At 39.9% G+C, this 21,584-nt stretch carries 19 protein-coding genes; 4 read left to right on the top strand and 15 right to left on the bottom strand.

Annotated elements, in window-relative coordinates; genetic code table 11:
* Positions 1-18 precede the first annotated feature (18 nt).
* From PLEUR7319_RS0114025 to PLEUR7319_RS0114005, 5 genes are all read right to left on the bottom strand, one after another.
* Positions 19-378, bottom strand: coding sequence for a DUF5615 family PIN-like protein (locus PLEUR7319_RS0114025; protein WP_019505868.1), 360 nt, complete (start codon positions 376-378; stop codon positions 19-21).
* Positions 353-655, bottom strand: a complete 303-nt coding sequence (locus PLEUR7319_RS0114020; RefSeq protein ID WP_019505867.1) for a hypothetical protein — start codon at positions 653-655, stop codon at positions 353-355. The genes PLEUR7319_RS0114025 and PLEUR7319_RS0114020 overlap by 26 nt, the downstream gene beginning before the upstream one ends.
* A gap of 67 nt (positions 656-722) precedes the next feature.
* Positions 723-2,129 carry a hypothetical protein gene (locus tag PLEUR7319_RS42010; protein WP_019505866.1) on the bottom strand — a complete coding sequence of 469 codons (1,407 nt, stop codon included), beginning with the start codon at positions 2,127-2,129 and terminating at the stop codon, positions 723-725.
* The gene (locus tag PLEUR7319_RS0114010; RefSeq protein WP_036798916.1) at positions 2,117-4,453 is read right to left on the bottom strand and encodes a hypothetical protein; all 2,337 of its coding nucleotides are present in this window, start codon (positions 4,451-4,453) and stop codon (positions 2,117-2,119) included. Before PLEUR7319_RS0114010 ends, PLEUR7319_RS42010 begins: the two co-directional genes overlap by 13 nt.
* 166 nt (positions 4,454-4,619) lie before the next feature.
* Positions 4,620-6,551, bottom strand: a complete 1,932-nt coding sequence (locus PLEUR7319_RS0114005) for a DNA polymerase (protein ID WP_019505864.1) — start codon at positions 6,549-6,551, stop codon at positions 4,620-4,622.
* A gap of 145 nt (positions 6,552-6,696) precedes the next feature.
* Between PLEUR7319_RS0114005 and PLEUR7319_RS41300 the strand changes: the two genes are divergently transcribed.
* Positions 6,697-6,846 carry a hypothetical protein gene (locus PLEUR7319_RS41300; RefSeq protein ID WP_019505863.1) on the top strand — a complete coding sequence of 50 codons (150 nt, stop codon included), beginning with the start codon at positions 6,697-6,699 and terminating at the stop codon, positions 6,844-6,846.
* On the opposite strand, the gene PLEUR7319_RS0113995 is transcribed toward PLEUR7319_RS41300, so the two are convergent.
* Positions 6,843-7,790, bottom strand: coding sequence for a DUF5895 domain-containing protein (locus PLEUR7319_RS0113995; protein ID WP_019505862.1), 948 nt, complete (start codon positions 7,788-7,790; stop codon positions 6,843-6,845). The genes PLEUR7319_RS41300 and PLEUR7319_RS0113995 overlap by 4 nt on opposite strands.
* Before the next feature lie 157 nt (positions 7,791-7,947).
* Here PLEUR7319_RS0113995 and PLEUR7319_RS0113990 point away from each other — a divergent pair, with 157 nt between their 5' ends.
* Complete coding sequence (locus PLEUR7319_RS0113990; protein ID WP_019505861.1) at positions 7,948-9,879, top strand: type IV secretory system conjugative DNA transfer family protein; 1,932 nt, start codon at positions 7,948-7,950, stop codon at positions 9,877-9,879.
* On the opposite strand, the gene PLEUR7319_RS0113985 is transcribed toward PLEUR7319_RS0113990, so the two are convergent.
* The 4 genes from PLEUR7319_RS0113985 to PLEUR7319_RS0113970 form a co-directional block, all read right to left on the bottom strand.
* The gene (locus PLEUR7319_RS0113985; RefSeq protein WP_019505860.1) at positions 9,876-10,547 is read right to left on the bottom strand and encodes a response regulator transcription factor; all 672 of its coding nucleotides are present in this window, start codon (positions 10,545-10,547) and stop codon (positions 9,876-9,878) included. The two genes, PLEUR7319_RS0113990 and PLEUR7319_RS0113985, sit on opposite strands and share 4 nt — an antisense overlap.
* A 131-nt stretch (positions 10,548-10,678) precedes the next feature.
* Entirely contained in the window at positions 10,679-11,158 is a 480-nt protein-coding gene (locus tag PLEUR7319_RS0113980) for a helix-turn-helix domain-containing protein (protein WP_019505859.1), read from the bottom strand.
* Positions 11,159-11,292: 134 nt separating this feature from the next.
* Positions 11,293-11,913, bottom strand: a complete 621-nt coding sequence (locus tag PLEUR7319_RS0113975) for a hypothetical protein (protein ID WP_019505858.1) — start codon at positions 11,911-11,913, stop codon at positions 11,293-11,295.
* Positions 11,914-11,954: 41 nt separating this feature from the next.
* Positions 11,955-14,540: a DEAD/DEAH box helicase gene (locus PLEUR7319_RS0113970; protein ID WP_019505857.1), complete on the bottom strand. Its 2,586-nt coding sequence runs from the start codon at positions 14,538-14,540 to the stop codon at positions 11,955-11,957.
* 106 nt (positions 14,541-14,646) lie between these two features.
* Here PLEUR7319_RS0113970 and PLEUR7319_RS0113965 point away from each other — a divergent pair, with 106 nt between their 5' ends.
* Complete coding sequence (locus PLEUR7319_RS0113965) at positions 14,647-15,303, top strand: hypothetical protein (RefSeq protein ID WP_019505856.1); 657 nt, start codon at positions 14,647-14,649, stop codon at positions 15,301-15,303.
* A 37-nt stretch (positions 15,304-15,340) separates the two neighbouring features.
* Here PLEUR7319_RS0113965 and PLEUR7319_RS0113960 read toward each other — a convergent pair whose 3' ends face one another.
* The 4 genes from PLEUR7319_RS0113960 to dnaX all read right to left on the bottom strand — a co-directional run bounded on the left by PLEUR7319_RS0113960 (position 15,341) and on the right by dnaX (position 18,345).
* A complete protein-coding gene (locus PLEUR7319_RS0113960) occupies positions 15,341-15,601 on the bottom strand; it encodes a hypothetical protein (RefSeq protein ID WP_019505855.1) in 261 nt (86 codons plus the stop codon).
* Complete coding sequence (locus PLEUR7319_RS0113955; RefSeq protein ID WP_019505854.1) at positions 15,579-15,800, bottom strand: hypothetical protein; 222 nt, start codon at positions 15,798-15,800, stop codon at positions 15,579-15,581. The genes PLEUR7319_RS0113960 and PLEUR7319_RS0113955 overlap by 23 nt, the downstream gene beginning before the upstream one ends.
* A gap of 215 nt (positions 15,801-16,015) precedes the next feature.
* A complete protein-coding gene (gene holA, locus PLEUR7319_RS0113950; RefSeq protein ID WP_019505853.1) occupies positions 16,016-16,969 on the bottom strand; it encodes a DNA polymerase III subunit delta in 954 nt (317 codons plus the stop codon).
* A complete protein-coding gene (gene dnaX / locus PLEUR7319_RS0113945; RefSeq protein WP_019505852.1) occupies positions 16,966-18,345 on the bottom strand; it encodes a DNA polymerase III subunit gamma/tau in 1,380 nt (459 codons plus the stop codon). The genes holA and dnaX overlap by 4 nt, the downstream gene beginning before the upstream one ends.
* A 483-nt stretch (positions 18,346-18,828) precedes the next feature.
* Here dnaX and PLEUR7319_RS0113935 point away from each other — a divergent pair, with 483 nt between their 5' ends.
* Positions 18,829-20,070, top strand: a complete 1,242-nt coding sequence (locus PLEUR7319_RS0113935) for a hypothetical protein (RefSeq protein ID WP_019503788.1) — start codon at positions 18,829-18,831, stop codon at positions 20,068-20,070.
* Here the strand turns inward: PLEUR7319_RS0113935 and PLEUR7319_RS35305 are convergent.
* Entirely contained in the window at positions 20,058-21,575 is a 1,518-nt protein-coding gene (locus tag PLEUR7319_RS35305; RefSeq protein WP_019505850.1) for an EAL domain-containing response regulator, read from the bottom strand. The two genes, PLEUR7319_RS0113935 and PLEUR7319_RS35305, sit on opposite strands and share 13 nt — an antisense overlap.
* Between the last annotated feature and the right edge of the window lie 9 nt (positions 21,576-21,584).

Here is a 21,584-nt window from a genome sequence, read left to right as displayed (position 1 = left end):
TAATAAGTGAGCGCGAGTTTAGTAATTCCAATGATTGAGAGAGAAAAATTGATTCCGAAGAGGAATTTTGGCAGTCTCTAAGTTGGTGATCGCTTTAACAATATCTTGACGACTCATTTTTTTGAGTGGGTTAGCTTCTTGATATACAGCAAAGATTCCTGAATGATTGGGATTTGCTTTGTGAAGAGCTTCAAAATCACGACAATTGCGAGTCAACACAATTCTGTTATTTTGAATGGCATATTTTAGAACCATACGATCGGGCTGACCCATCAAATTTGCTTCATTAGCTGTGACGACATCATGATTGGCTTTTCGGAGAGTTTTAACTAAAGCTATAGCCTGAGAATCTTCATCGATGAGTAATTTTAGGCTCAAGTATCACGCCTCTCTCTTCTAAATAACGACGCTCTTCTTCTGCTTCAGATTTCAACAGTTCTCGATTATTTTCACAATATTCAATCGCTTCTTTAATTGCCTCTGTGGATAAATCCCAATTAGCTGCCGTTTCGCCAAGGGTGTCTTCATTGACAATCATATCCGACCACACGGTAAAAGCAGTCAGTTTTCTTCCTTTAAAATAGAGCTGTTTGCGCCATGATGAGGAACGTGGTTCTAAGAATTGCCATTGGTTTTTTGAAATGTTATTCGTCATGTTGATTCTTATCTCATGCAGATTGTAGTTTTTCAGCGATCGCGCTCTTTGCGCATAATTATTATGCTCATGACTCTTTTGCACTTTTCCACCCTTCTATTATAACGATCGCCACGTTTACATAGGGATTATCAAGAAATTCTTTTATTGCTTCTTTCCACCCAGAATCTAATGCGCTTAAGAACTTTTGACGGCGATTAGGAGCAATCGCCATTGAGACAAATTCTACTTGTTGCTGTTTGCTGGCTGTAGGATTACTTGACTCTAACTGTTTTAATAGCTGCTGGATTTCAATAGCTGCTTCTGCTAAAGTTTGTCTTTGTTCTGAAATAAATATATTTTGGTTGCCTTCATTATTTCCAATTACGCCATAGGTTGGTGCATGAAAAGCTTGTTGAACTTCGACATTGTTTCGATTATCGTTCATGGTGATCTTATTTCCTGTAAAAGTAAGTAAATTATTAATTATTTTTGCTGAGGAGCGATTTTCATCTACGCTGTTGACTATCTTAAATATCGTTTTAACATTAACTTGAAGGTCTAATAAGTTGGTAATCAAATCATTTACATTGCATTGATTTAAAATATTGGTCAAAGAATCAATGTCATCGTGAGATTGTAGCTGCTGAGCTGCCCGATTAAAGCGATCGCTGAAGGAGTCAATAAACTCAATTGCAGCTACGGAATTATTACCTACTTCCCAATACTGCTTGCAGTTTGACTTAACTATTCGGGTAACGGTCTGTCTGAGAGAACAGTAAAGTATTGATGCACGAGCCAGATCTTGTGGTGTGAGAGTATTGACGATACAGCGTTCGAGCAAATTATTATCAATTAGTTCTTCTAGCTGAACTAACCCTAGAACTTGAGCAATGGATTTGCGAAAATTACAAAAAAACTTTGTCAAAGCTAGTTCTTCAATAGTCATTTCCTCTGGTAATAGTCTAATTCTCGGTTTCCACATAATAGAGAGGGAATTTGCTGCTAAGATGCCGATTAAATAAGTCCACAAATTGCTATCAGCTAACTTTTGTTCTCCTGTTTTGAGTACATTTTCTAACCAAGCCAAATCTTTAGAACGAACTTGAGAACAATTGCTTACCCCAAGGCATATACCTAACAATTCAACTGGTCGGTAAAAAAAAGAAGCTCGGTCAGGAGTAAATACCTCTCGACTTGAAAGGCGAGTCAAGCCATTTGCCCAAGAATTCAAAAAGTTTTCCTCAAATTTTTTGCCTGAAGCAATTTGATATCCTATTGTTGCAAGCATAGGTGCTTGGCATAGACGGCTTTCTTCTAAACTAGCAAGAAACGCTTCTTCAGCCGAAAAAAAAAGTTGATTAGTAAAACAATTAAAAATATAGTTAGCAAAACCACTTTCAGGAGACTCCCAGTTGAAGTTTTGCCGAATATAAATTTCTAAACTATTTAACTGATAGTCAAAGCTTTTAGATATATATATTAGAGAAACCATTTACTCGCTCTGAGTTGAATGTTTAACATTGCAGGGGACCAGTCTTTTATATTTTGCAGACGTGCAAGAAGTTCAGAAATCAACTCAGAATAATAGATAGTTACAGGTTTTGAAATGGGAAGTACCGAACGCCAGGATAGTGAAGTGAACTTTAATACCTGTTCGCTCAGATAAGTTAAATCGCGGTATGTAGACTGGGGATGCAAATTGATAAGTAGAGGAGTTGGTAGAGGAGAAGTAATCTTTTTAATCATATTTGGGCTATTGCTACAGAGAAGCCGAGTATATCTGCCAAGCTGCGCAATTTTTCCTCTGGCTGGAACATATATTCCTTTTCTTGTCTGGCTACCATAATCAGCTCCTTTGACCAGAACGCCTGGTTGTGATTTATCCGTAACTGAAAAAGGATGAGCCTGAGAAACCGTTAAGAAAGCAAATTCGATGATTTGTTCTTGAGCAACTTCAGCGACGCATTCAGCAATTATGCTAGAAATATCGACATATTTCATAGGTCGAGCTGCATGAAATACCAAGCGAACGGTGTCTCCTGGTTGCCATCCATTGCGTTGTTTAATTTCTTGAAGGATCGATGTTGTCGATCGTCTTAAAACACTGGGATATTCATCATAAGAACATTCTTTAGACATATTCCCCAAAAGATAATTACCATCACCTCGAAAAACTGTTGTGATGCCAACAAATCGTTGTTTTTCGGTAAATCTACTATCAGATAATTCACAATTACCGATGCCAATTACTAGTTCATCACTGATAGTTAGATCTTGATCCACTGTCCAGGGTATTCCATTCATTTTGGCGTAGAGAGCAACGCTAAAACTCTGAAGAGAGTATTGTAACGACCAGTTAGCCTGTCCCAGAGTTGATACTCGAATACTTTGTACTGGAATTCCAGCCATCAAAAGTAAGGCTTTAGATTGTAAATATGGATTTATCGCATCGGGCAGTCTCGAATGCTCCTCTAAGAGAACAACTATAGCAGCATCTGCTTTGTGTTCTCGATTTTTAAGAACTTGTTCGATTTCATTCTTGTAAGCAATCGCTGGCGAGACATTAGTATGCTTAAGCCAGGGAATTTTGTGCATTACAAATTTAGGATTAGCAAGACCAAAAATCTTGGCGAATCCACCTATATACCTAGAATTTTCTGACCAATATTCGACTTCATTATTTTTTATCTTCTTTTTAATACTAACTCCGTCGCGAAAAGTACCCAGAAAATTTTCTACTGCTCCTTGAACTGTATCTGGGAAGAAAATCAAAATTTCTGGAGATTTTTTAGAAAAGCTTTCTCGGCTAAAAGGTCCATAGTTACTAATTCCTCGAAAAGAATATTTGTCTCTTTTAGTGCGTGCAGCATCAAAACAGTATTCAACAGGAGAGGCTGAGATTACAGTTTGATAATTGCTGTCATTGACTGCCTTAATACGATCTCCAATGTGTCCCCGTAAATCTGGAGCAATCTGCAAGGGAGATTTTTGATGAAGATAGTTACCTAAAGTAGTTAAAGCTTCCTCTAAAGCAGGACCTGTAAGCAAATTACCTTCTGCCGAGTCTCTTTCAGTCTCAAATTTTCCGTATTGGTTTCCTAAAAGAGTTTTAAGACAACGTGTGAATGATTTTTTGGAGCCTTCGAGCCACACCTGATTTTCATTAATAGAGTTAATTTCATCAAATGATTCCGATAGATAAACTGTTCCATTAGAAAATGAGCTAATTTTTCCTACTAAACGGCGTTGACCAGGTTCTGGGCATCTGCGAACTACATATAATCCTTCGAGATCGATTCCAGCTTCTTGTAAAAGACTAAGTAAAGAGCGAATTTCCCAGCAAGTACCTACCTTTAAAAATAGACCAATATTTACTTCCCCTGGTCGCAATTCAATCGTTTTAGATTCAATAGAAAATCTTGGTGTTATTGCAAATGCCTTGAGTAATGAAGGGACACTATATAGTTTTTTAGAGATTGTTGAAATTAGTTCATATTTTTGAGCCAAAAAAGTAAAAGGTCTTCTCCGAGAAGGGGAATATTCAGGAAATATTTCTGGAAGAACATTTGCTATTCGAGCATTGAGCAATCTTAGATGCTCTTCACAGTTAAGTTCAAAAAGTTCAATTGAGGGTTTTGTATTTAGTATCTTTTTAGGAATTCCGTAAAGTTTTCCTCTTGACCAGTAGAGAAACAATGAGTGTTCATATTTTTGTTGCAATGCCTTAAAATCTTTATTGTCTGGCATATCCTTTATGTAGGCTTGAAAAGTTGACGATGAAAGCTGTACTTTAAAACCATTCAAAAGAATCGGCATAAATAGTTATTTTAAATAATTAAATAAAACCTATCTTGTGCCAAACTTGCAATTCAACAGTAATTTTACAGATATATCTAGTACAGAAAAAGATAATACGTGAATACACTGAGAGTTTAGTGACGAATAAATTTAGTTGACAGCTATTGAAGCTGTAGAAAGTTATTCAAAGACTTGAATTCCCCCAACTATCTAAAACCTTCACCTCAACTTCTACAGGGATTGGAGCGAGAATGGATTTTGCAGCTTGAATAGCACAATGGGCTAAACATTGAGCAGCGTTATCTGCTAAATTTTGAGGCACTTCTAGGACTATTTCATCGTGTACCACCAAAACCAATTTAATCTCTGGCACTTTCACTAACAAAGTAGAATCCAATAGAGCGATCGCCCGTTTGATAATAGTGGCATTTGTTCCCTGGATGGGATGATTGAGTAGTTCGTTTAGTGTCGGCTTAGTACGTTTGCTCCAAACTCTACGCCTACCGTCGAGACTGTAACTGCTCCTAGAATCCGCCTGCCACTCCCGTCGAATTCGCTGATGATAAGCTGCTACTCCTTGATAAAGTAAGAAAAACTTCTGACGAAACTTACTTGCTTCCGATCTAGACAAATAAATATTGTGTTTCTTGGCAGTAGTCAAACAAAATTTAGCTACTCCCATGCCGTAAATAAGTCCAAAATTGACTATTTTCCCCAATTTGCGCTCATCGTCTTCAATATCTTCGACCGCGCGATCGAATAGAAATGAGGCGGTTAACCTGTGTAAGTCTTCTCCTTGACGATAGGCATCAATCATAGGTTGGTCGCCACTTGCTTTTGCCATCAATCGCAGTTCGATCTGACTGTAATCAGCTTTGATAATGACGTTGCCAGGAGCAGCAGTAAAACACTTTCTAGTTTGGGGATCGTGAGGAATATTGGTAAGATTGGGTTCTCGACAGCTAAATCTACCCGATCTTGCCCCCATTTGCCACCAATGACCCTGTATTCTTTTAGTTACGGGATGAACAGATTGGGGTAAACCAACACTAAAAGTATTAATTCTAGTTGTCAGGCTGCGGTACTCTAATAGCCATCTAATGACAGGATAATCTTGAGCCAAAGGAATCAATTCTCTAACATTAGTCGATCTGACATCAATTCCCAATTGATTGAACGCTGTAATTACCTGTTTGGGAGAAGAGAGATTAATCTTGCTGCCTAATTTAGTTAGTAGAGTATTGTCAGAGCGATCGCTCCTAATTAGATGTGCCTGTAATTTCTTTTCTAATTCAGCCTGTTGTCGTAGCAAATCCTGTTTGAGTAGCTGCCACTTATCTAAATCTAACCGAACACCATTAAGCTCCATCTGTGCCACTGCATACAGACAATCAAATTCTGTTTGAGCCGTATCGGTCAGTTTGGCTTTGATAATTTGGCGATCCAGCTTTTTGTGTAGGGGCAGCAAAACGGCAGCGTCATTAGCAGCATACTGTAGCTGTTCCTTAGTAATATTTTGGCTAAAATCGCTGGTTTGGGCAGATTTGTTAAGCTTTACCTTTAATAGCTTACGAGCAACCATTTCTAAGGTGCTGGTCTTCTTCAGTCCAGCAGTCAATACTTTATATCCTAGATAGGTATCGAAGTAAGGTGGCTTAAGATTTAGTCCCGCAGTTGCCAACATCATCAGATCGAATTTTAAGTTATGTCCGATTTTGAGACAATCGCTAGCTAGAAGTTGTCTGAGGGGAGTTAATTCGTTCTTTTCTATGGCAGCTAGATAGATAATGAATACGGGATGCTTGGCAACAGCAATTTGTACTAAGCGAACTTTGTTGAGGTGCGGATCTAAACCTGTAGTTTCTGTATCGATACCAATTCTTTTAACTGCCCCAATCAAGGGATTTAGTAATCTCCTTAGTTGCTCTGCATTGGCGATCGGGCGATATTTAGCATTAATAGTTCTTACTCGGACAGATTGCTTTTGACGATATTGCTCGATTAATATTTCCGTTTCTTTCTGGCTATAAAAAGCATTGGGGAGGTTTTGACGATTGCGTCTTTTGTACTTAAGAATAATCTTTTTGGCAGCAGGGGATAGATATTTGGTGTTCATTCACGGTTGAGAATTGTGACAATTTAGAAAAAACCTAGTTAAAACTATTGATTTGGTTTGAGGAGGAGATTGGGTAGATATGGCAATTTAATCTGACTTAGTTTGCTTTTAATCTATAGACAGCAATTTAACAGTCAACAAAGCCATGAGAAATAAAACTAAGAAAAAAATTCCCCAACCCCATAAAAAAGCAGCTATTTTTGCTAATTGGTATAGAGTCGGGGTAGTAGGATTATTTGCTTTACCTTCTATATTCCAATTAATAACTGGAATAATTAAACGCCAGTGGTTTTAATCATCGAAGTCATCATCGAGAAGATCGTCGTCATCTAGCTCAAAGTCATCTTCATCATCTTCAACCTGCTCGATCTTGCGTGTTGAGACGCGGTCGCTGCTTTGCTCTTTAGCAGGTGGCAATACTTCGATAGTAGATTCATCACCAGCAGCTAATAGCTTATCGCTCGATTCAAATCCCGTAATAGTGTCATGGATTTGCCAAATTTCCCGTTTGCGTTCGGTTTTACCGAGAAATAGACGAGGGAAGTTACTGAGGGTTGGCTCGACAATCTTATCGGTTTTACAGCAGAAAGATTTATTGCTACCTTTGCCTTCTTTGACTGCTTTAAATTTAGTATAAAGCACACCTAGAGAACGCCATTTGTCGCTTTTACTGCTAAAAGGCTGATTAGTATATTTAGCAAATACCTTCTCTAATTTGCGGTAATGTTCTTCTTTTGCCGACTTAAACGACCACAAGGAAACGTTTTTGAAGGTGACAACAATGGGAACTTCGTGCAGGGGGCGATCGCTCTTATCGAGAAACATCATGGCGTGTTTTGAACAAACATCCTGAGTCTTCTTGTCGAGTTTGGATCGATATTCTTCATAGAGAGCGACAATCGTACCAGCTTTTTCACCCAAATTATCTTCGTCGTTTTTCCAACGCACATATTCAGGGGTAGTTGCTAACACAAGCAAGCGAACTTGGTCTAACAGTAATCCCGTTACTGCTTTGGTGAGGTCGATGGTAGTTAGTTCGAGATCCTGTTGATACCAGTTGGCTCGTTCTAATTGTTCCTCTGGAATCAGGATTCCCGCAGGGCGATCGTTAATCACAATGCCATAGGGCAGAGAGGGAGGACGAGCTTCATTATGTTTGGGGTCTAATAGTTCCTCATCAATTTCCAACTCAGAATCTGCTGATGCTGTTTTACTTCTTCTAGTTTTAGATTCAACCATTTTAATATTTATCGAACAGTAAAAATTTGCCTATAACTAGGGGCGATAGCCAGGTTAGTGTCGGTTAGTACTTATAGGGATAGGTTTTGAAAGGGTTTAGGGGATTGGGTATGGGGTGTAGGAGAAGAAAGCTAATTTAATTATTTGACTACAAAAAATGAGCGATTTTAATCAGCGAAATATAGTTATAGCTACAGCTAATACATCAACTAGTAATAGTTTTGATGATGTTTTAACAGTTTTAAATAACCCAGATGCTCTATCGATGATGGGTATCATGGTCTTTTTACTACTGGTATCCTTATTTCTAGGTAAAAAATCTAATAGAATTACCAGCGGTCGGTTTGCTAATAACGGTGACAAGCTACAGGCAAGCAAAAAGGCTTTAAAGCAGATAGAAAGTGTCAGACAGGGTAAATGTCAGCCCTGCACTCTCTGGAGTGGTACGCCTAAGTACTGGTTTAAAGGAAAACTCAGAAAAATTGGTGCGAGTTGGCAGACGATGCTGGGGGCTTCTCCTACAGTTTGGTTTCCCCACGCCGAACGAGGCATTCTGGTCATTGGCGCACCTGGTTCGGGTAAAACACTTTCAATTATCGATCGCGTGTTGGAAAGTGCCTATCAACAGGGATTGCCCGTAATGATTTACGACAAAAAGGGCGACCAGATGGAGCTACATACGGCTCTGGCTACTCGCTACGGCTATAGCGTTCAGGTATTTGCTCCAGGCGAACCTTATAGCGGTGTAATTAACCCCCTCGACTTTATGGAAAGTCCCCAGGACGCAACGATGGCAGGGGAAATCGGTCAGATAATCATTCAGAATACCCCAGGAGCTAAAAATAGTAAGGGAGATTCATTCTTTCAACAGAATGGGGCGATGCTGGCTAAAGGATTGTTGCAGCTTGCCAAGTCAAGCGACTATCCCGATCTGGCTATGGTTTACGCTTTAGCTCGCTTACCTCAGTTTACCCAGCGTTTGGAATATGCCGTGTATCGTGAAGATGAACATCGCTTAGATCCCTGGATTGCTGCTACCTTTGCTACTTTCTTATCGAGTAAGGATGCCGAGAAGACGGTGGCGGGAATCAAAGCTACCGCCGAAACTACCTATAGTGCTTTTATCCAAAAAGATCTCCTCAGAGCCTTTATCGGCAAAAGTACGATCCCGCTCAAGCAAAAGCGAAAGCAGCTTACGGTATTTAAACTAGACGATAAACGCAGATCGATACTCGCACCTTTATTGGCTACCAACATCCATCTTTGCTTGGTAGAAAATTTAGCCCAAAAAAGAGACTGCCCCTATGTCTATTCCCTCGACGAATTCCCCTCGATCTATTTAGATCGCACGGTAAACTACGTCAACGAATATCGTAGTAATGGTGGAGTGCCGATGATTGGTATCCAGAGTTTAAATCAACTCTACGAAGCTTATGGACTTCAAAAAGGCAAGGCGATCGCTTCTGCTCTCTCAACCCATGTATTATTTAATCCAGGGGATGTCGAAACAGCAGACATTTACTCCAAACGTTACGGAGAAACCGAGATTGTACTTAAGAATCGTTCTACAGGCAGATCGATGGGCAGACATGGCTCTCGTTCGGTAAATTGGAGCGAGCAAATCCACAAAAAGCCTTTAATAACTTCCGATGAGATTCTCCGTTTCCCCGAAGGAAAATGCGTCATCACTTCACCTGCTTACGGCAATGCTAAAGAAGCTCTATTTCCCTACAAATTGAAAATACCTATTTCGCAACAGGATAAGCAGAGGGCAAAACAGTCAGAAAAGCTATGGGGCAAATCGATTAAAGCTCAACTAATTGCTCGGTGTGAAAAATTACAAGATGAAGGCACAAAGGACTTGTCCGCATGTAGGCAGAAGGCAGAGGGCAGAAGGAATACGGAAACTAATGAGCTTGACAAGAGAATTGAAGCAGCAGCAAGATTATTACCCTTGCCAGAAGAGTTAGAGTCATCAGCAGTAGTAGCTCAACCCGAAACTCAAAAGCTGATTGAGGAATTGAACCAGGCGGGTAAGGCGATCGCTATTTCTAACAAGCGCAAAGTAAAACCAGCGCAAAGAAACTAAAGTTCGTAAGCCAACCCCGTACTCCAGCACTTAGCAATTACTTCTGATTTGCTTCCCGCTACAAGCTTGTTTCTAATGGCACTTAGGTGTGAGCGAACCGTATAGTAGGTAATTCCCAACAGCTTACTTATCTCGACTTCATCTTTTCCCTGGATGAGTAATTTTAAAACATCTCTTTGTCTTTTGGTAAACTCATTCAAGATTTTAGCGATCTCTTCATTGCTTTCCTCAGTAATATTTTTCAAACGGCTAACCTGTTTTCTTAGGTCGCTAAGAATTCTAGAATCTAGATAGATGCTATCTTCATCTTTTTGAGTAGCTTTGATAGCGTCGATTAGTTCGTCAACCTCAATTCCTTTGAGGCAGAAGCCATTATAGCCGTCCGCAATCAAAGAGATTAAATCCTTTTGGCTGCTTAGTGTAGCAGAAAGAAATAAGATCTTGATGTTGGGAATTGCTTGTTTAATCTTTTCTGCCAAGCTCAATCCTTCTCCCTGGTTCAAGTCCATCAAAACTAAGTCTGGTTTTGAATTGACAGCTTGAGACAATCCATCCTGGTAATTAGTAGCTACAGCGACGGTGATTTCGGAATGACTCCTTTCGATCAATTCGGGTAATCCAAGAGCAATAGCAGGATCGGTTTCGATTAAAAGTACTTTAGTTTTCATTTTTGTTAACTATATGTTTGTGTGAGAAGGTATATATACTTTGTAATCTTGATTTATCTGCCTTTGAGCTAGCGAAGTAAAATTACTCGGTCATCTTCTGGTAGTCTTAACTGGAACTTCATGTAGCTAAATTACAGTTCATTAATACTTAATACTGACAATCCTCTATGCCGAACTAGGGTAGCTAAGATTTTGCTGGCTTCATCTCGATCGCAACAAATCAGCCTCTCTATCTTGCGATCGTAAAAGTAGTTAAAGGCTTGCTGGAAGTAAAGCGTATTTAGATTGCTGCGGTTGCTGACCGATTCGGAAACAACTATTGTCGCCCAATTTTGCCGGTGACAGTAATTTTTAGCTCGCTCTACCCATTTCCTGCATTCTAAGCTGTTCTTGCCACGCACGTAGATTAGGGTATACTTTGGTTTTCTACTACGATAGAAATTACTTTGTATGAATCTTTCAATTTCGGCAAGAGAAAACTTACGGTTTTTTCCCTGTCTAATACAGTGCAAATATCCTTCATCTACCCATTTGACTAAAGTTTTATTACTGACATCTAGAAGAGTAGCAGCTTTACCTGAATATACGTATTTACTATTACTAACTATCATTTTCGTAAACTCTCTGCATTACATTTGTGGGATAGCTTGTCTACTTAAAGACTTTTTTTCAGCGATTACTATCAAACTAAATAAAGAGTTTATGAGGTGTGATATAGGTCATAGTCTTGCAAAAACCTGCTTTTTTATAACTTTACTTCTTCTATTTCATCTATGTTGAATATGTAATCGGAAGACTTGCTAGGGTTTGAAGTAGCTGAGGTATTTTCTGCAAACAAAGATTTTATTTCCTTTTCTATAGCCTTATAGTCGCGATCATCCCAGCGAGTTTTGGTGACACGACCGTTGATCTGGGGTGAAAAACCACAAATAACTATTACTAACTTTTCTGGTGGATATTGAAGATAGTTACAGGCTATCCATAGCTTCACGCGATCTAACCAAATAAGTTCGGCACTACCAATTCGCCATTCATACAGGCGCACCTTGTTTTTGACTACTCCAGCATTAATTGGAACCGAAAGCCAATGACTTACTTCTTCAAGCTGAAGTTGAGCTTGCCACCTGGTATCGAGATAAATTTTCTTACGCAGGTCAAATATTCCTGGAATAAAACTTTCTAATTGTTCTAGCCAGACAGCAAACTGTGAATTTAGCAGGGATTCGATATTTAAACCCATTCGCTTTTGTCTAACAAGTTGTTGAAATTGTTGCTGTATCGATCGCTCTGAAGCTTGAAAGTTACCAAGAGGAGAATAACACTGTTGATTGAGAGAAACTAGCTTTTTTAAAGTAATAACTGCCATTTAACTTTCTACGCCCTGAATTTATTAGGCACAGGAAAGCGTTAGCAATCTTTATTTGCAGAGATTAATTCACCAGCAGCGATCCCTAGTTGTTTCAGTAGACCCTGATTGCGATCGAGACAATTTGTATGATGCAGGCATCGAGGACAGCCATTATTACAATCACATTGTTTGGCTAGGGCTATACCTTTATCTGCCAACTGTGTAAAATATCGCCAAACCGTTTCTGATGCACCATTTCCTCCCTCATTAGTGTCGTAGAAGTAACCTGTAGATGTTTTTGGATGTTCGGAGTCAGAGCTAATTAGAAAATTGAGATCGCTCGATGCTCCCATCCTTAATAAAGGGAGTGCTGTTAGAATCAAATGACCAAAACTGTGTAACACCATAAATTCCAGGGGACATTCCCAGACAAAATTGGGTGAATGTGACACCAGTTCTTGCTTAATCTTATCGATCGCTGGTTGAAGCTGTTGATAAAAATTGGGGTCGAGTTCGATCTTGGTACAGACTGTGTTTAGCTCATTGGTAAGAGGTTCGGCAAAGCTGGGTTCATCAACTAGCCAGCTTAATTCTGCTCGTTTGGCTTTCTGCTGACAGAAAGGGCAGAAGTTGAGATTGTGTAGTGGTTCTTTATGTTTGAGGCACTTAGGATTTAAACAAGTAAGCTCGTACTTTTTCTGTAAAAGCTGGTAGCCAATAGTGGATTCGGCGATCGCCACAGATGCTAGGGTAAGCTTTACTAGAGGTATTGATGAAGTAGCGTCGGCAAGAGTAAGCTTATAGGGCTGGGTCAAAACCTGGGTAATCCTAGTCTCAATTTCTGTGGTGGCTCTGGTATACAATCCAACATCAGAAATTCTTCTCAAGACTGCCTTGTCTGAAGTAAGTTCTTCGCAGCGATATACTACCATGCCTTCGGTTGGATGTTGGTGACGGTAGATCGCTCCTGGAAACACCTCTCTCTGTGCGGTAATTCCATCCAACTCTTCGACAATCTCGCCCCGTTCGATATCGAGCAGACTAACTCTGTAACTGCTAGAGCTACCACGGAAATTGACATCACGATGGGGATATCCTTTAGCCCATAGCCGTTCTCTACTTTTACGCAGTACTCCCTGCTTCATTAAAGCCTGTAACAGAGGAATGCTGTTATAGCTGAAATATTGCTCGGCTTGCTGGAGGTTGAAACCATTCTCCGCCGCAGCACACATAAGATGTTTGCCTAAATCTAAAGGATAGTTGGGATTAAAGCTAACTTGCTCCACTTTGCCCGAAAGAAGTATCTCTGGCTGTTCGGCATAGTAGCGATCTAACGGAGAATACTGAGTAGGAAGGAAAATAGCCAGTCCTTTTCTATTTCTACCCGCTCTACCTATACGTTGTCGAAAAGCCTGTAAAGAATTGGGCCAACCACGGACAATAGCAAAATCCAGACTGCCAATGTCGATACCAGCTTCTAAAGCTGAGGTAGCAATGACGCAGCGAATTAGTTTCTGTTCTAATCCAGCTAAAATCTGCTCTCTTCGCTGTTGGGTAAGACTGCCGTAAAAAATAGCTATTTGCTGTTCCATAGCATAGTATTTTTGAGCTTCGGCTTCGGCAATTAAGACTGAAAACAAGCTTTTGATAGACTGTCTGCTGTTAACAAAACAAATACCCGTCAGGTTTTGATTTAGTAGAAACAAGATAATCCTGGCTGTGTCTACATTGGGATTGCTGCTGGGACGGGTAACAATTAATTGCTGTTCTGGCTTACTCGCTCCTGACTTATCGATCCAATACAGTCGATCGCTTTTAAGCTTCGGTCGGTCTGAAAGTTTTCTGGCTAACTCTTTAGGATTACCAACTGTAGCACTGAGAAAGATAAACTGAAGTTTTCTACTGTTGCCACCGTACTTATCTACAGTGAGTTTGGTACGTCGCAGCAGGTTAGTCATATTAGCACCGTAAACCCCATTAAATGTGTGTGCTTCATCAATGATGATGAATTTTAGTTGTGAGAAAAAGTGTTGCCAACCAGAGTTAAAGTAAACCTGTCGCAGGGCATAGTGAATAAGTTCTGGAGTAGTGGTGATAATTTGGGGAGAGCGGGCAAGTAAAGATTCTCGTTCGGGCTTACTGACATCTCCATTAAGTAGAGCTATAAAAGGTCTTTGAGCTTCGGGAATAGCATCAATTAATTGTGCCAGTTTTTGGTTTTGGTCGGCACTCAATGCTTTGAGTCCGTAAAAAGCCAAAGCAGTAGTATCGTTCTGAAGCAAATTTTCCAGTACAGGAATATAAGCACCGAGAGTTTTGCCACTAGCAGTATCAGTCGTGATGATTACATCCTTGCCTTTTCTAATTGCTTGTAGGCATCGGGCTTGGTGAGAGTAAAGACTGTTAATACCATTAACTTTCAAGGCTTTTCGTAGTATGTGCGGTAAAGTTTTTGGTAATTTATAGCGTTTGGCTTTTTGAGGGGGAATTGTTTCTTGCCAAAGGAGATTTTCTTGAAGAAATTCGGCGATGTCCCCATTCCCTGAAGTATATACCGGCTCTAAGTTATCTTGTTGGTCGAGAGATGGTGTTAGTGATTTATTTAAAATACTTTGTAGTAAGAGGTGGTAATTTGGTCGCTGCATTCTATTAAGAGAGTATTTGTTTTAAGTCTCATCCCCGTTAGGAAATTAGCGAATGATTATTAGTTCTAGCTATATAATATAAATAATTTAGCTAGAACTAATAATCATGCCTACCGAACTATGTGCTTACGGATTTAGCTGCGCTTCGATGATGATGCTGCCTGGACTGACAGCCATTGAGTGTCCCAATAAAGACACCTGCGGTACGATTATTCAACTAACGGAAGAAGATCGGATCGAGCTATATCGAGCAAGATTGGAAGATAATCGTCGTATTGTCGAAAGAGTCCGCATGACGAGGGGACAGACAGCGCGTTATCTGCTGTCTACCAGGGGCTGCCCACAAACTCCAGAAACTTTGGGAGTAACCCAAAGCATTGACCAACTTAGAGATGCGATGGCGCTATTGGAAGAAACTATTACAGAATTGAGTGCAGGTTATGTAGCCCCAGAGGGTATTGAAGCACATCGTTATTCAGTAAAAAGACCCTATGCCACGTATGAGTATAACAAGCTGACAGCCAAAAAAGCGATCTTTCCTCCGCAGCTAAAAGAAGAAGAAGTAAAGGTGATTCATCTATCTCGCGACGAAGATCCCCGTAATATCGTGGGGCGTTCTGGAATCGAGCGTAGAAACAGATTGCTAGCAATTGTAACTCAGCTTGAAGCAGCTACAAATGTACTAAATAGGGCAAGAGAAGTAGCATCTACTGGTTCTATTGATGAAGTGGTGGCTGAAAAGATTACTAGGGCGCAGTTGTAAGTTCGAGCTATGGTTATGCTTTAATAAATAACTCTGTTTAATTATTTAACAGCAACTCATACTCATCATGAGTTCCAATCCAGATCCAGTAGTGACCATCACCTTTTTTTAGTGCCAAAGCACGATAATTCTGAGTAATACGAGCCGACCAAAGATTTTTGCTGACTTTTTTGAAATGTAAAGATGGATGAGACTGATTTTCCTGCCAAAGAAGATAAGCTTTTCGAGCTTGCTTTTTAATTTTTAAGGGTAGTTTAGCGTATGAACTCCAAAAATCAGGTGTTGTCAAGGATTTCATTCAAATCTCTTACCCGATTGGTTTCAATGTCTGATTCGACTTTAGCAATAAAATCATCTAATTTTCCTGTTGACAAATCATTCTGCATTTGCTTATCCCAAGCATCATCTAGATACTGATTCAACCAATCTGCAAGTTTTCGAGCTTCTTTTGCTGGCAATTCTTTTATTGCTTTTTCAATCTCTAAAAGGGTCTTCATGTTTGATAATTTTCTGGATTATGATTTTGCCTAAATCTAATGTAGATGTTGTCATATAAAAACAACACAGCGGTGTGTATTTCGATGAACTAAGGGACGGACGTTTATATCTTTGTATTTCTATTTTAGAGCCTATGAAAAAAGCAACGACAGATGTATATTTAGTTCTAGCTATGTTAGTAAATTTATTTAGCTAGAATAAATTTTACTCTCGCTCAAATTTTGTGAAACGCCCGACAAGCAATTAACAATCGAGATTGTACAGCATCGCCTTTCATTCCTTGCTGACAGGCTATTTGTAACTCGAATAAAAGAACTACAGCGTTAGATAAGCTATGAAGCGAACATTTGGCAACTTCCTGGCGCAGATAGTAGATTCGATTGACGTTTCCAACATTAGCTAGCTTGGCAATTTCAGCATTACTTTTGATACCTTTAACTATCGCCAACTTCGTCCATAACCAGGTTCTAAATTGGGTAATTAGGGTCGCAATAATCTTTAGCTGAGGTTCGCCTTTGGCTAAAAGTTCGCTTGTAAGTTGTGCTACTAATAAAGCTTGACCTGACTTAATGGCATCAGCCAACTGTAAGCTAGTTTGCGTATTGACTGGCACTAACTGAATTACTTGGGACTTATTTAATTTGCGATCGCCAGCATAAATTGATAGCTTTTCTAACTCTTGTTCTCTGCGTTCCGAATCGATACCAATAGCATCAGCTAAATATCGAGAGGCATCTTTGGTCAGCTTCAAGCAAATCTCTCTGGCTTCTGTTTCTACAGCCTTAACCAATAAATCTGACCGCCAAGGAGGAATTTGTTTGTATTCGGTTATTTTTCCTAAATCGAGTAGAAACTTGGAAACCTTTAGCCGTCGGTCTATTGAACTGGCGGTAAATATTAAACAGGCAGATTCTGGTAGTTTAGTAATGGGTTGTAGCAGCGACAAACCAAGTTCGCCAAATTCTCTAAAGTTACAGTTTTCAATAACCACCACTTTCTGACAGCTACTAAAGCTTGCGCTGAGTGCATCAATGATTGCTTCTGATAAGCGATCGCTACTGTAACGCTGGTAATTGAGTGCTTGTAGGTGTTGCGGAATTTGTTGTCTGCACTTATTTATTTCCTGTTCGATATGATGACGATCGTCTCCTACTAATATATGTATCATTGCTTCTCCTCGATAATAATTTTGATAGGCTGCTGCTGTTTCAGTGATTGGCTAATGATGCGAGAGAGGCAATTAGTATGGTTTTGAAACTTAGCTACGTATTTTGGTTCTACAGCCAATACAGCAAAGTTCAATTCTCTGTCAAATCCAATTAAGTTAGCATGAGACAGCATTTTTTGATTTGATGACTTAGTACTTTTAACGATTTTTGCCCACAACTCACCCAGGCTAACGGTAGATTTAGCGGTTTTGGCTTGAGACTGGCGATCGGCATGACTATCATCCTTTGCGCGAGTGGCATCCATCATGTTTAACAGGCAGGTTTCTAGCCAAACTGCATTGTTAATACTAAATCGAAGCTGCTGCTCTCTTTTTTGAAGCTGTTCGAGATAGCGCTCGATGCCATGCCGATCTGCTTTGTTAGCTAACTGACGAAGCTTTGCGTATTCGAGATTGCTCAAAATTAAGGATTTACAATCTTTTTGAGTTGCTTTGATTAACAGTAAATCTCGATGAGCGTTGAGTAAATCTTTAAGAATTAATTCAGGTGATTTTCCAGTTTGAATCAAATTTCTGGCTATCAAAAGTACGTTAAGCACATCCTCTTTAACTAGGTTCACCATCAACTTCCAGAGTTCTTGAGGACTGATTCCGCCAACAGCTTCTACCACGACATCTAAAGTAATTTGTTGCTGTAAAACCTGTAATTGAGACAATAGCTGTAGGGAGTCTCTCAAGCTACCCAAACTAGATTTGGCAATAGCGTCTATTGCTTCAGCGGTAATATCAATTTTTTCTGTCGTGGCTATGCGGTCGAGATGTTTTACTACAGCAGTTTGGGAAAGAGATTTAAAGTTAAATAGCTGACAGCGAGAGACGATCGTGGGCAGAACCTTGTGTAGTTCCGTAGTGCATAAAATAAAGATAGTTTTGGCTGGTGGCTCTTCTATCAGCTTGAGTAGAGCATTTTGGGCAGCGTTAGTTAATCCATGCGCCTCGTCGATAATAAAGATTTTATAGCGAACTTGAGACGGAGCAAGATGGCTTAATTCGACTAATTCTCTAGCGTTATCTACCCCATTGTGGGATGCAGCATCAATTTCAGTGACATCAATGGAATTACTGCGTTCAATGCTCCTACAGGAACTACATTCACCACAGGGTTCGACTGTAGGCTGCTCGACTGATAGACAGTTTAGAGATTTTGCCAGGATACGGGCTGTTGAGGTTTTGCCAGTTCCTCTAGGTCCTGCAAACAAATAGGCAGGAGCAATTCTATTTGTCGTCAGAGCATTTTTGAGAGTTGTAGTGATGAACTCCTGTCCGATTAAATTCTCAATCTGCTGTGGTCTGTACTTGAGGGGTAAAGATTTCATTTCTAAATTATTGAAGTAAAGCTATATTTGAGGTCGAGGAATGTTGTAGGTTAGAAAGTATATCTAATCGACCTGTTGGGCTTACACCCGTTAGGGATTGTTAAATCTATATTTTCATGATTTGGTAACTTAATCTATTTTTGAGACAGTGCTTCAATCAGGAGTATTTTAGGTTAGCTGGCTATGCTGAAATGGGTAAAAGCTTTTTGATGATTTGGTTAATGAAACGGTTACTCAATCAAAAAATCAGCTTGGTTGCTGGCTCTCCAACGAAACAGCGCGTAGCGCAGAGCGTACGCTCAGATCGTGCGAATGCGTTCGCAGACGATTGGCAAGCGGTGCTTCGCACCATCGCCATGCACTGGTTCTAACGGATTTTGTGGGTAGTAGAAATACTCAGGATAATGGGGCTTGAAGCACAAAAGAAATCAAATTGAGATAAAGTCAACAAACAATCAATTGATTTTCAGTAAAAATTCAAGCATGGCAGTTTCTATCAGAGGAGATAAAAGTATTTGTTTACCCGTTAGCAGTGAAGAACAATATCAACAACTAATCGCCAATAATCACAATTATAGAGCCTATTTGCTGCAACTTTATGCCAAGTATCCTGAAATTTTTCCCAGAGAAATGGAAGCAGGGTTCAGCTTTCATGATTGGGTGGTCTCCAGCAAACAGGAACTGTCAATGCGCCGCATTAAGCTCAAAGCTAATCAGCAGGTCTATCAATTGCGTCCTGACTTCATTATGCCTTATATGGTAGGAAAAACCGACGAAATAGACAAACCAATGTATTTAAGACAATTTGGTGTGCCTTTTGACGCTTTAAGTTATGTTTTCGGTCGTAATGCCATGTACTGGTATCGTATTTACCTGTCTTTAGGTCGAGCCTCGATTGTGGGAACGACAATCAAAGACGCTCAAAAACTGCCTCCACATCTGGTAGCGGATGAAAAACATACTTGGTTAGGGGGTTCACGAGTTTATCTTCCTACTACCGTAGCATCTGGCTGTATTTTGGGAGTTAGCTTGACCGAATCAGCTAGTGCGCCAGCTTTAACTAAAGGATACGCAGAATTTCAAACCGAAGCTCGTCTTCTCGACCCCAATTATACCCCAGTGACAGTCAATACAGATGCTTGGGACGGAACTAAACAGGCTTGGCTTAATCTATTTCCCACGGTGACTTTGGTACTGTGCTTTTTGCACGCGGTGCTAAAAGTGCAGAAAGGAAGCCCCAGTTATCGCAATTTAAGAAACAAGCTCAAAGCTCTGCTCTGGAAAGCTTATAAATCCTCTACTGCTGCTAAATTCTTGCAAGGAATACGATTAGCTTTGATTTGGAGCAAAAAACATATCAGACGGAAACGCACTTTAAGCAAGATGCGTCAATTATGCCGTCGTGCTGCTCAATTCACAGTCGCTTATCAATTTCCCCAAGCTCATCGCACTAGCAATATGGTAGACCGGTTGATGAATCACCAAGACCGTTTACTCTACACTATGCAATACTTTCATGGTGACAAGGAGTCGGCAAGATTATATCTACGTTCGATGGCACTGATCTGGAATTTCCATCCCTACGCAGCTAGAACTCGCTCAAAATGCTCGTCACGGATATCGCCGTTTAGCGATCTCAATGGTTTTAGCTATCATCACAATTGGCTTCACAATTTGTTGATTGCTAGCTCGATGAACGGTCGCCAAACCCTTCAAAGTGGTTGATCCACAAAATCCGTTAGAACCAGAACTCGTTCAGTAATTTCTAGTCTCAGACAATCACCATCTAAACCAGTTTCTAATAATAGTCGATCTAGCTTCTCAATAAAGTTCGGCTCTTGAAGTTGTTGACTTGCTAAGTTCACGCCCATTTTTAAATCAGCAACCTGAGATCTAGAGGGGTATTTTTGTTGCCAAGTGCGAAGTTGCTGACAAGCCTCTTTTAATACCCATTCTCCTATAGTCAAAATTAATCCTGTATCTTCGGCAATAGGAATAAATTCAACTGGAGAAATAAAATCTTCTTGAGTAGGGTGCCAACGAAGTAAGGCTTCAAAACCTACAAGTTCGTCACTGGTTAGAGAGATAATTGGTTGATAAAGTAAAACAAATTCACCCCTTTCTATAGCCAATCGTAGATTATTCTCCAACTTAATCGTTTGCAAAGTTTGCAGGTACATAGTCTGATCGAAGATCTCATAACGAGCCTTTCCTTTTTCCTTGGCGCGATACATAGCAATATCTGCATCCCGCAACAATTGTGAGCTATCTTCATAGTCAGTATTACTTAGAGCAATACCAATACTGGCACTGGTAAAAATAGTTTGACCATCTAAATTAAATGGCATTTTTAGTTTTTCTTGAAGACGCTCGCTGACATAGGTAACATCTTGTAGAGAGTGAATATCTTCTAGCAGAATTACAAACTCATCTCCGCCAAGGCGGGCTACCGTATCCGTATTTCGCAAATCTTCCGGCAGAAGTTGGGCGATCGCAATTAGTAATTTATCGCCAACCAAATGACCCAGACTATCATTAATCATTTTAAAGCGGTCAAGATCGATAAACAATAGGGCAAAGAGATGGTTTTGATGGCGCTTGCTGTATTGAATGGCGCGATCAATTCTTTCCATTAACAAGTTGCGATTAGGTAAACCCGTCAAGCCATCGTAGAGTGCATCGTAAATTAACTGTTGTTCGACTTTTTGACGTTCGACTATTTCCTGTTTAAGTTGTTGATTAGCAGTAGCTAACTTTTGATTGCTGAGCTCTAATTGCAAAGTACGTTCTTGGACTTTTTGCTCCAGTACTTGATTTAATTGGCAAACCTTAGCTTGTGCTGACTGGAGAGCTAAATGGTTTTTTACTCTAACTAAGACTTCTTCTACTTGAAAGGGTTTAGTAATATAGTCTAAGCCTCCAACCTCAAATGCTTTAACTTTGTCCAAGACATCATCTAAAGCACTCAGAAAAATCACGGGAATATCTTTGGTCAGAGGATTGGTTTTTAGTTTTTGACAAACCTCATAACCATTCATGTCAGGCATTTTGATATCCAGCAAAATTAAATCTGGAAGTATCTTGCTGGCAGCTTTCAAAGCCATCACACCATTTTTAGCACAGCGAATTTTATATCCCTGTTTGTTAAGAGTATTAGACAAAACTCTTAAGTTATCGGCAATATCATCAACAATTAGGATATTTTGGTTTTGTTCGGGATATAAATTCATTGATACTAG

Source organism: Pleurocapsa sp. PCC 7319 (assembly GCF_000332195.1).
Lineage (GTDB): Bacteria > Cyanobacteriota > Cyanobacteriia > Cyanobacteriales > Xenococcaceae > Waterburya.
Note: the sequence above shows the minus strand (reverse complement) of the source record. Positions and strands in the feature narration are given on the sequence as shown.

Bases quoted from the DNA above. Each gene is read 5' to 3' on its own strand.
- PLEUR7319_RS0114020 (WP_019505867.1), bottom strand. From the start codon at position 655: ATGACGAATAACATTTCAAAAAACCAATGGCAATTCTTAGAACCACGT.
- PLEUR7319_RS42010 (WP_019505866.1), bottom strand. From the start codon at position 2,129: ATGGTTTCTCTAATATATATATCTAAAAGCTTTGACTATCAGTTAAAT.
- PLEUR7319_RS0114010 (WP_036798916.1), bottom strand. From the start codon at position 4,453: ATGCCGATTCTTTTGAATGGTTTTAAAGTACAGCTTTCATCGTCAACT.
- PLEUR7319_RS0114005 (WP_019505864.1), bottom strand. From the start codon at position 6,551: ATGAACACCAAATATCTATCCCCTGCTGCCAAAAAGATTATTCTTAAG.
- PLEUR7319_RS41300 (WP_019505863.1), top strand. From the start codon at position 6,697: ATGAGAAATAAAACTAAGAAAAAAATTCCCCAACCCCATAAAAAAGCA.
- PLEUR7319_RS0113995 (WP_019505862.1), bottom strand. From the start codon at position 7,790: ATGGTTGAATCTAAAACTAGAAGAAGTAAAACAGCATCAGCAGATTCT.
- PLEUR7319_RS0113990 (WP_019505861.1), top strand. From the start codon at position 7,948: ATGAGCGATTTTAATCAGCGAAATATAGTTATAGCTACAGCTAATACA.
- PLEUR7319_RS0113985 (WP_019505860.1), bottom strand. From the start codon at position 10,547: ATGAAAACTAAAGTACTTTTAATCGAAACCGATCCTGCTATTGCTCTT.
- PLEUR7319_RS0113980 (WP_019505859.1), bottom strand. From the start codon at position 11,158: ATGATAGTTAGTAATAGTAAATACGTATATTCAGGTAAAGCTGCTACT.
- PLEUR7319_RS0113975 (WP_019505858.1), bottom strand. From the start codon at position 11,913: ATGGCAGTTATTACTTTAAAAAAGCTAGTTTCTCTCAATCAACAGTGT.
- PLEUR7319_RS0113970 (WP_019505857.1), bottom strand. From the start codon at position 14,540: ATGCAGCGACCAAATTACCACCTCTTACTACAAAGTATTTTAAATAAA.
- PLEUR7319_RS0113965 (WP_019505856.1), top strand. From the start codon at position 14,647: ATGCCTACCGAACTATGTGCTTACGGATTTAGCTGCGCTTCGATGATG.
- PLEUR7319_RS0113960 (WP_019505855.1), bottom strand. From the start codon at position 15,601: ATGAAATCCTTGACAACACCTGATTTTTGGAGTTCATACGCTAAACTA.
- PLEUR7319_RS0113955 (WP_019505854.1), bottom strand. From the start codon at position 15,800: ATGAAGACCCTTTTAGAGATTGAAAAAGCAATAAAAGAATTGCCAGCA.
- holA (WP_019505853.1), bottom strand. From the start codon at position 16,969: ATGATACATATATTAGTAGGAGACGATCGTCATCATATCGAACAGGAA.
- dnaX (WP_019505852.1), bottom strand. From the start codon at position 18,345: ATGAAATCTTTACCCCTCAAGTACAGACCACAGCAGATTGAGAATTTA.
- PLEUR7319_RS0113935 (WP_019503788.1), top strand. From the start codon at position 18,829: ATGGCAGTTTCTATCAGAGGAGATAAAAGTATTTGTTTACCCGTTAGC.
- PLEUR7319_RS35305 (WP_019505850.1), bottom strand. From the start codon at position 21,575: ATGAATTTATATCCCGAACAAAACCAAAATATCCTAATTGTTGATGAT.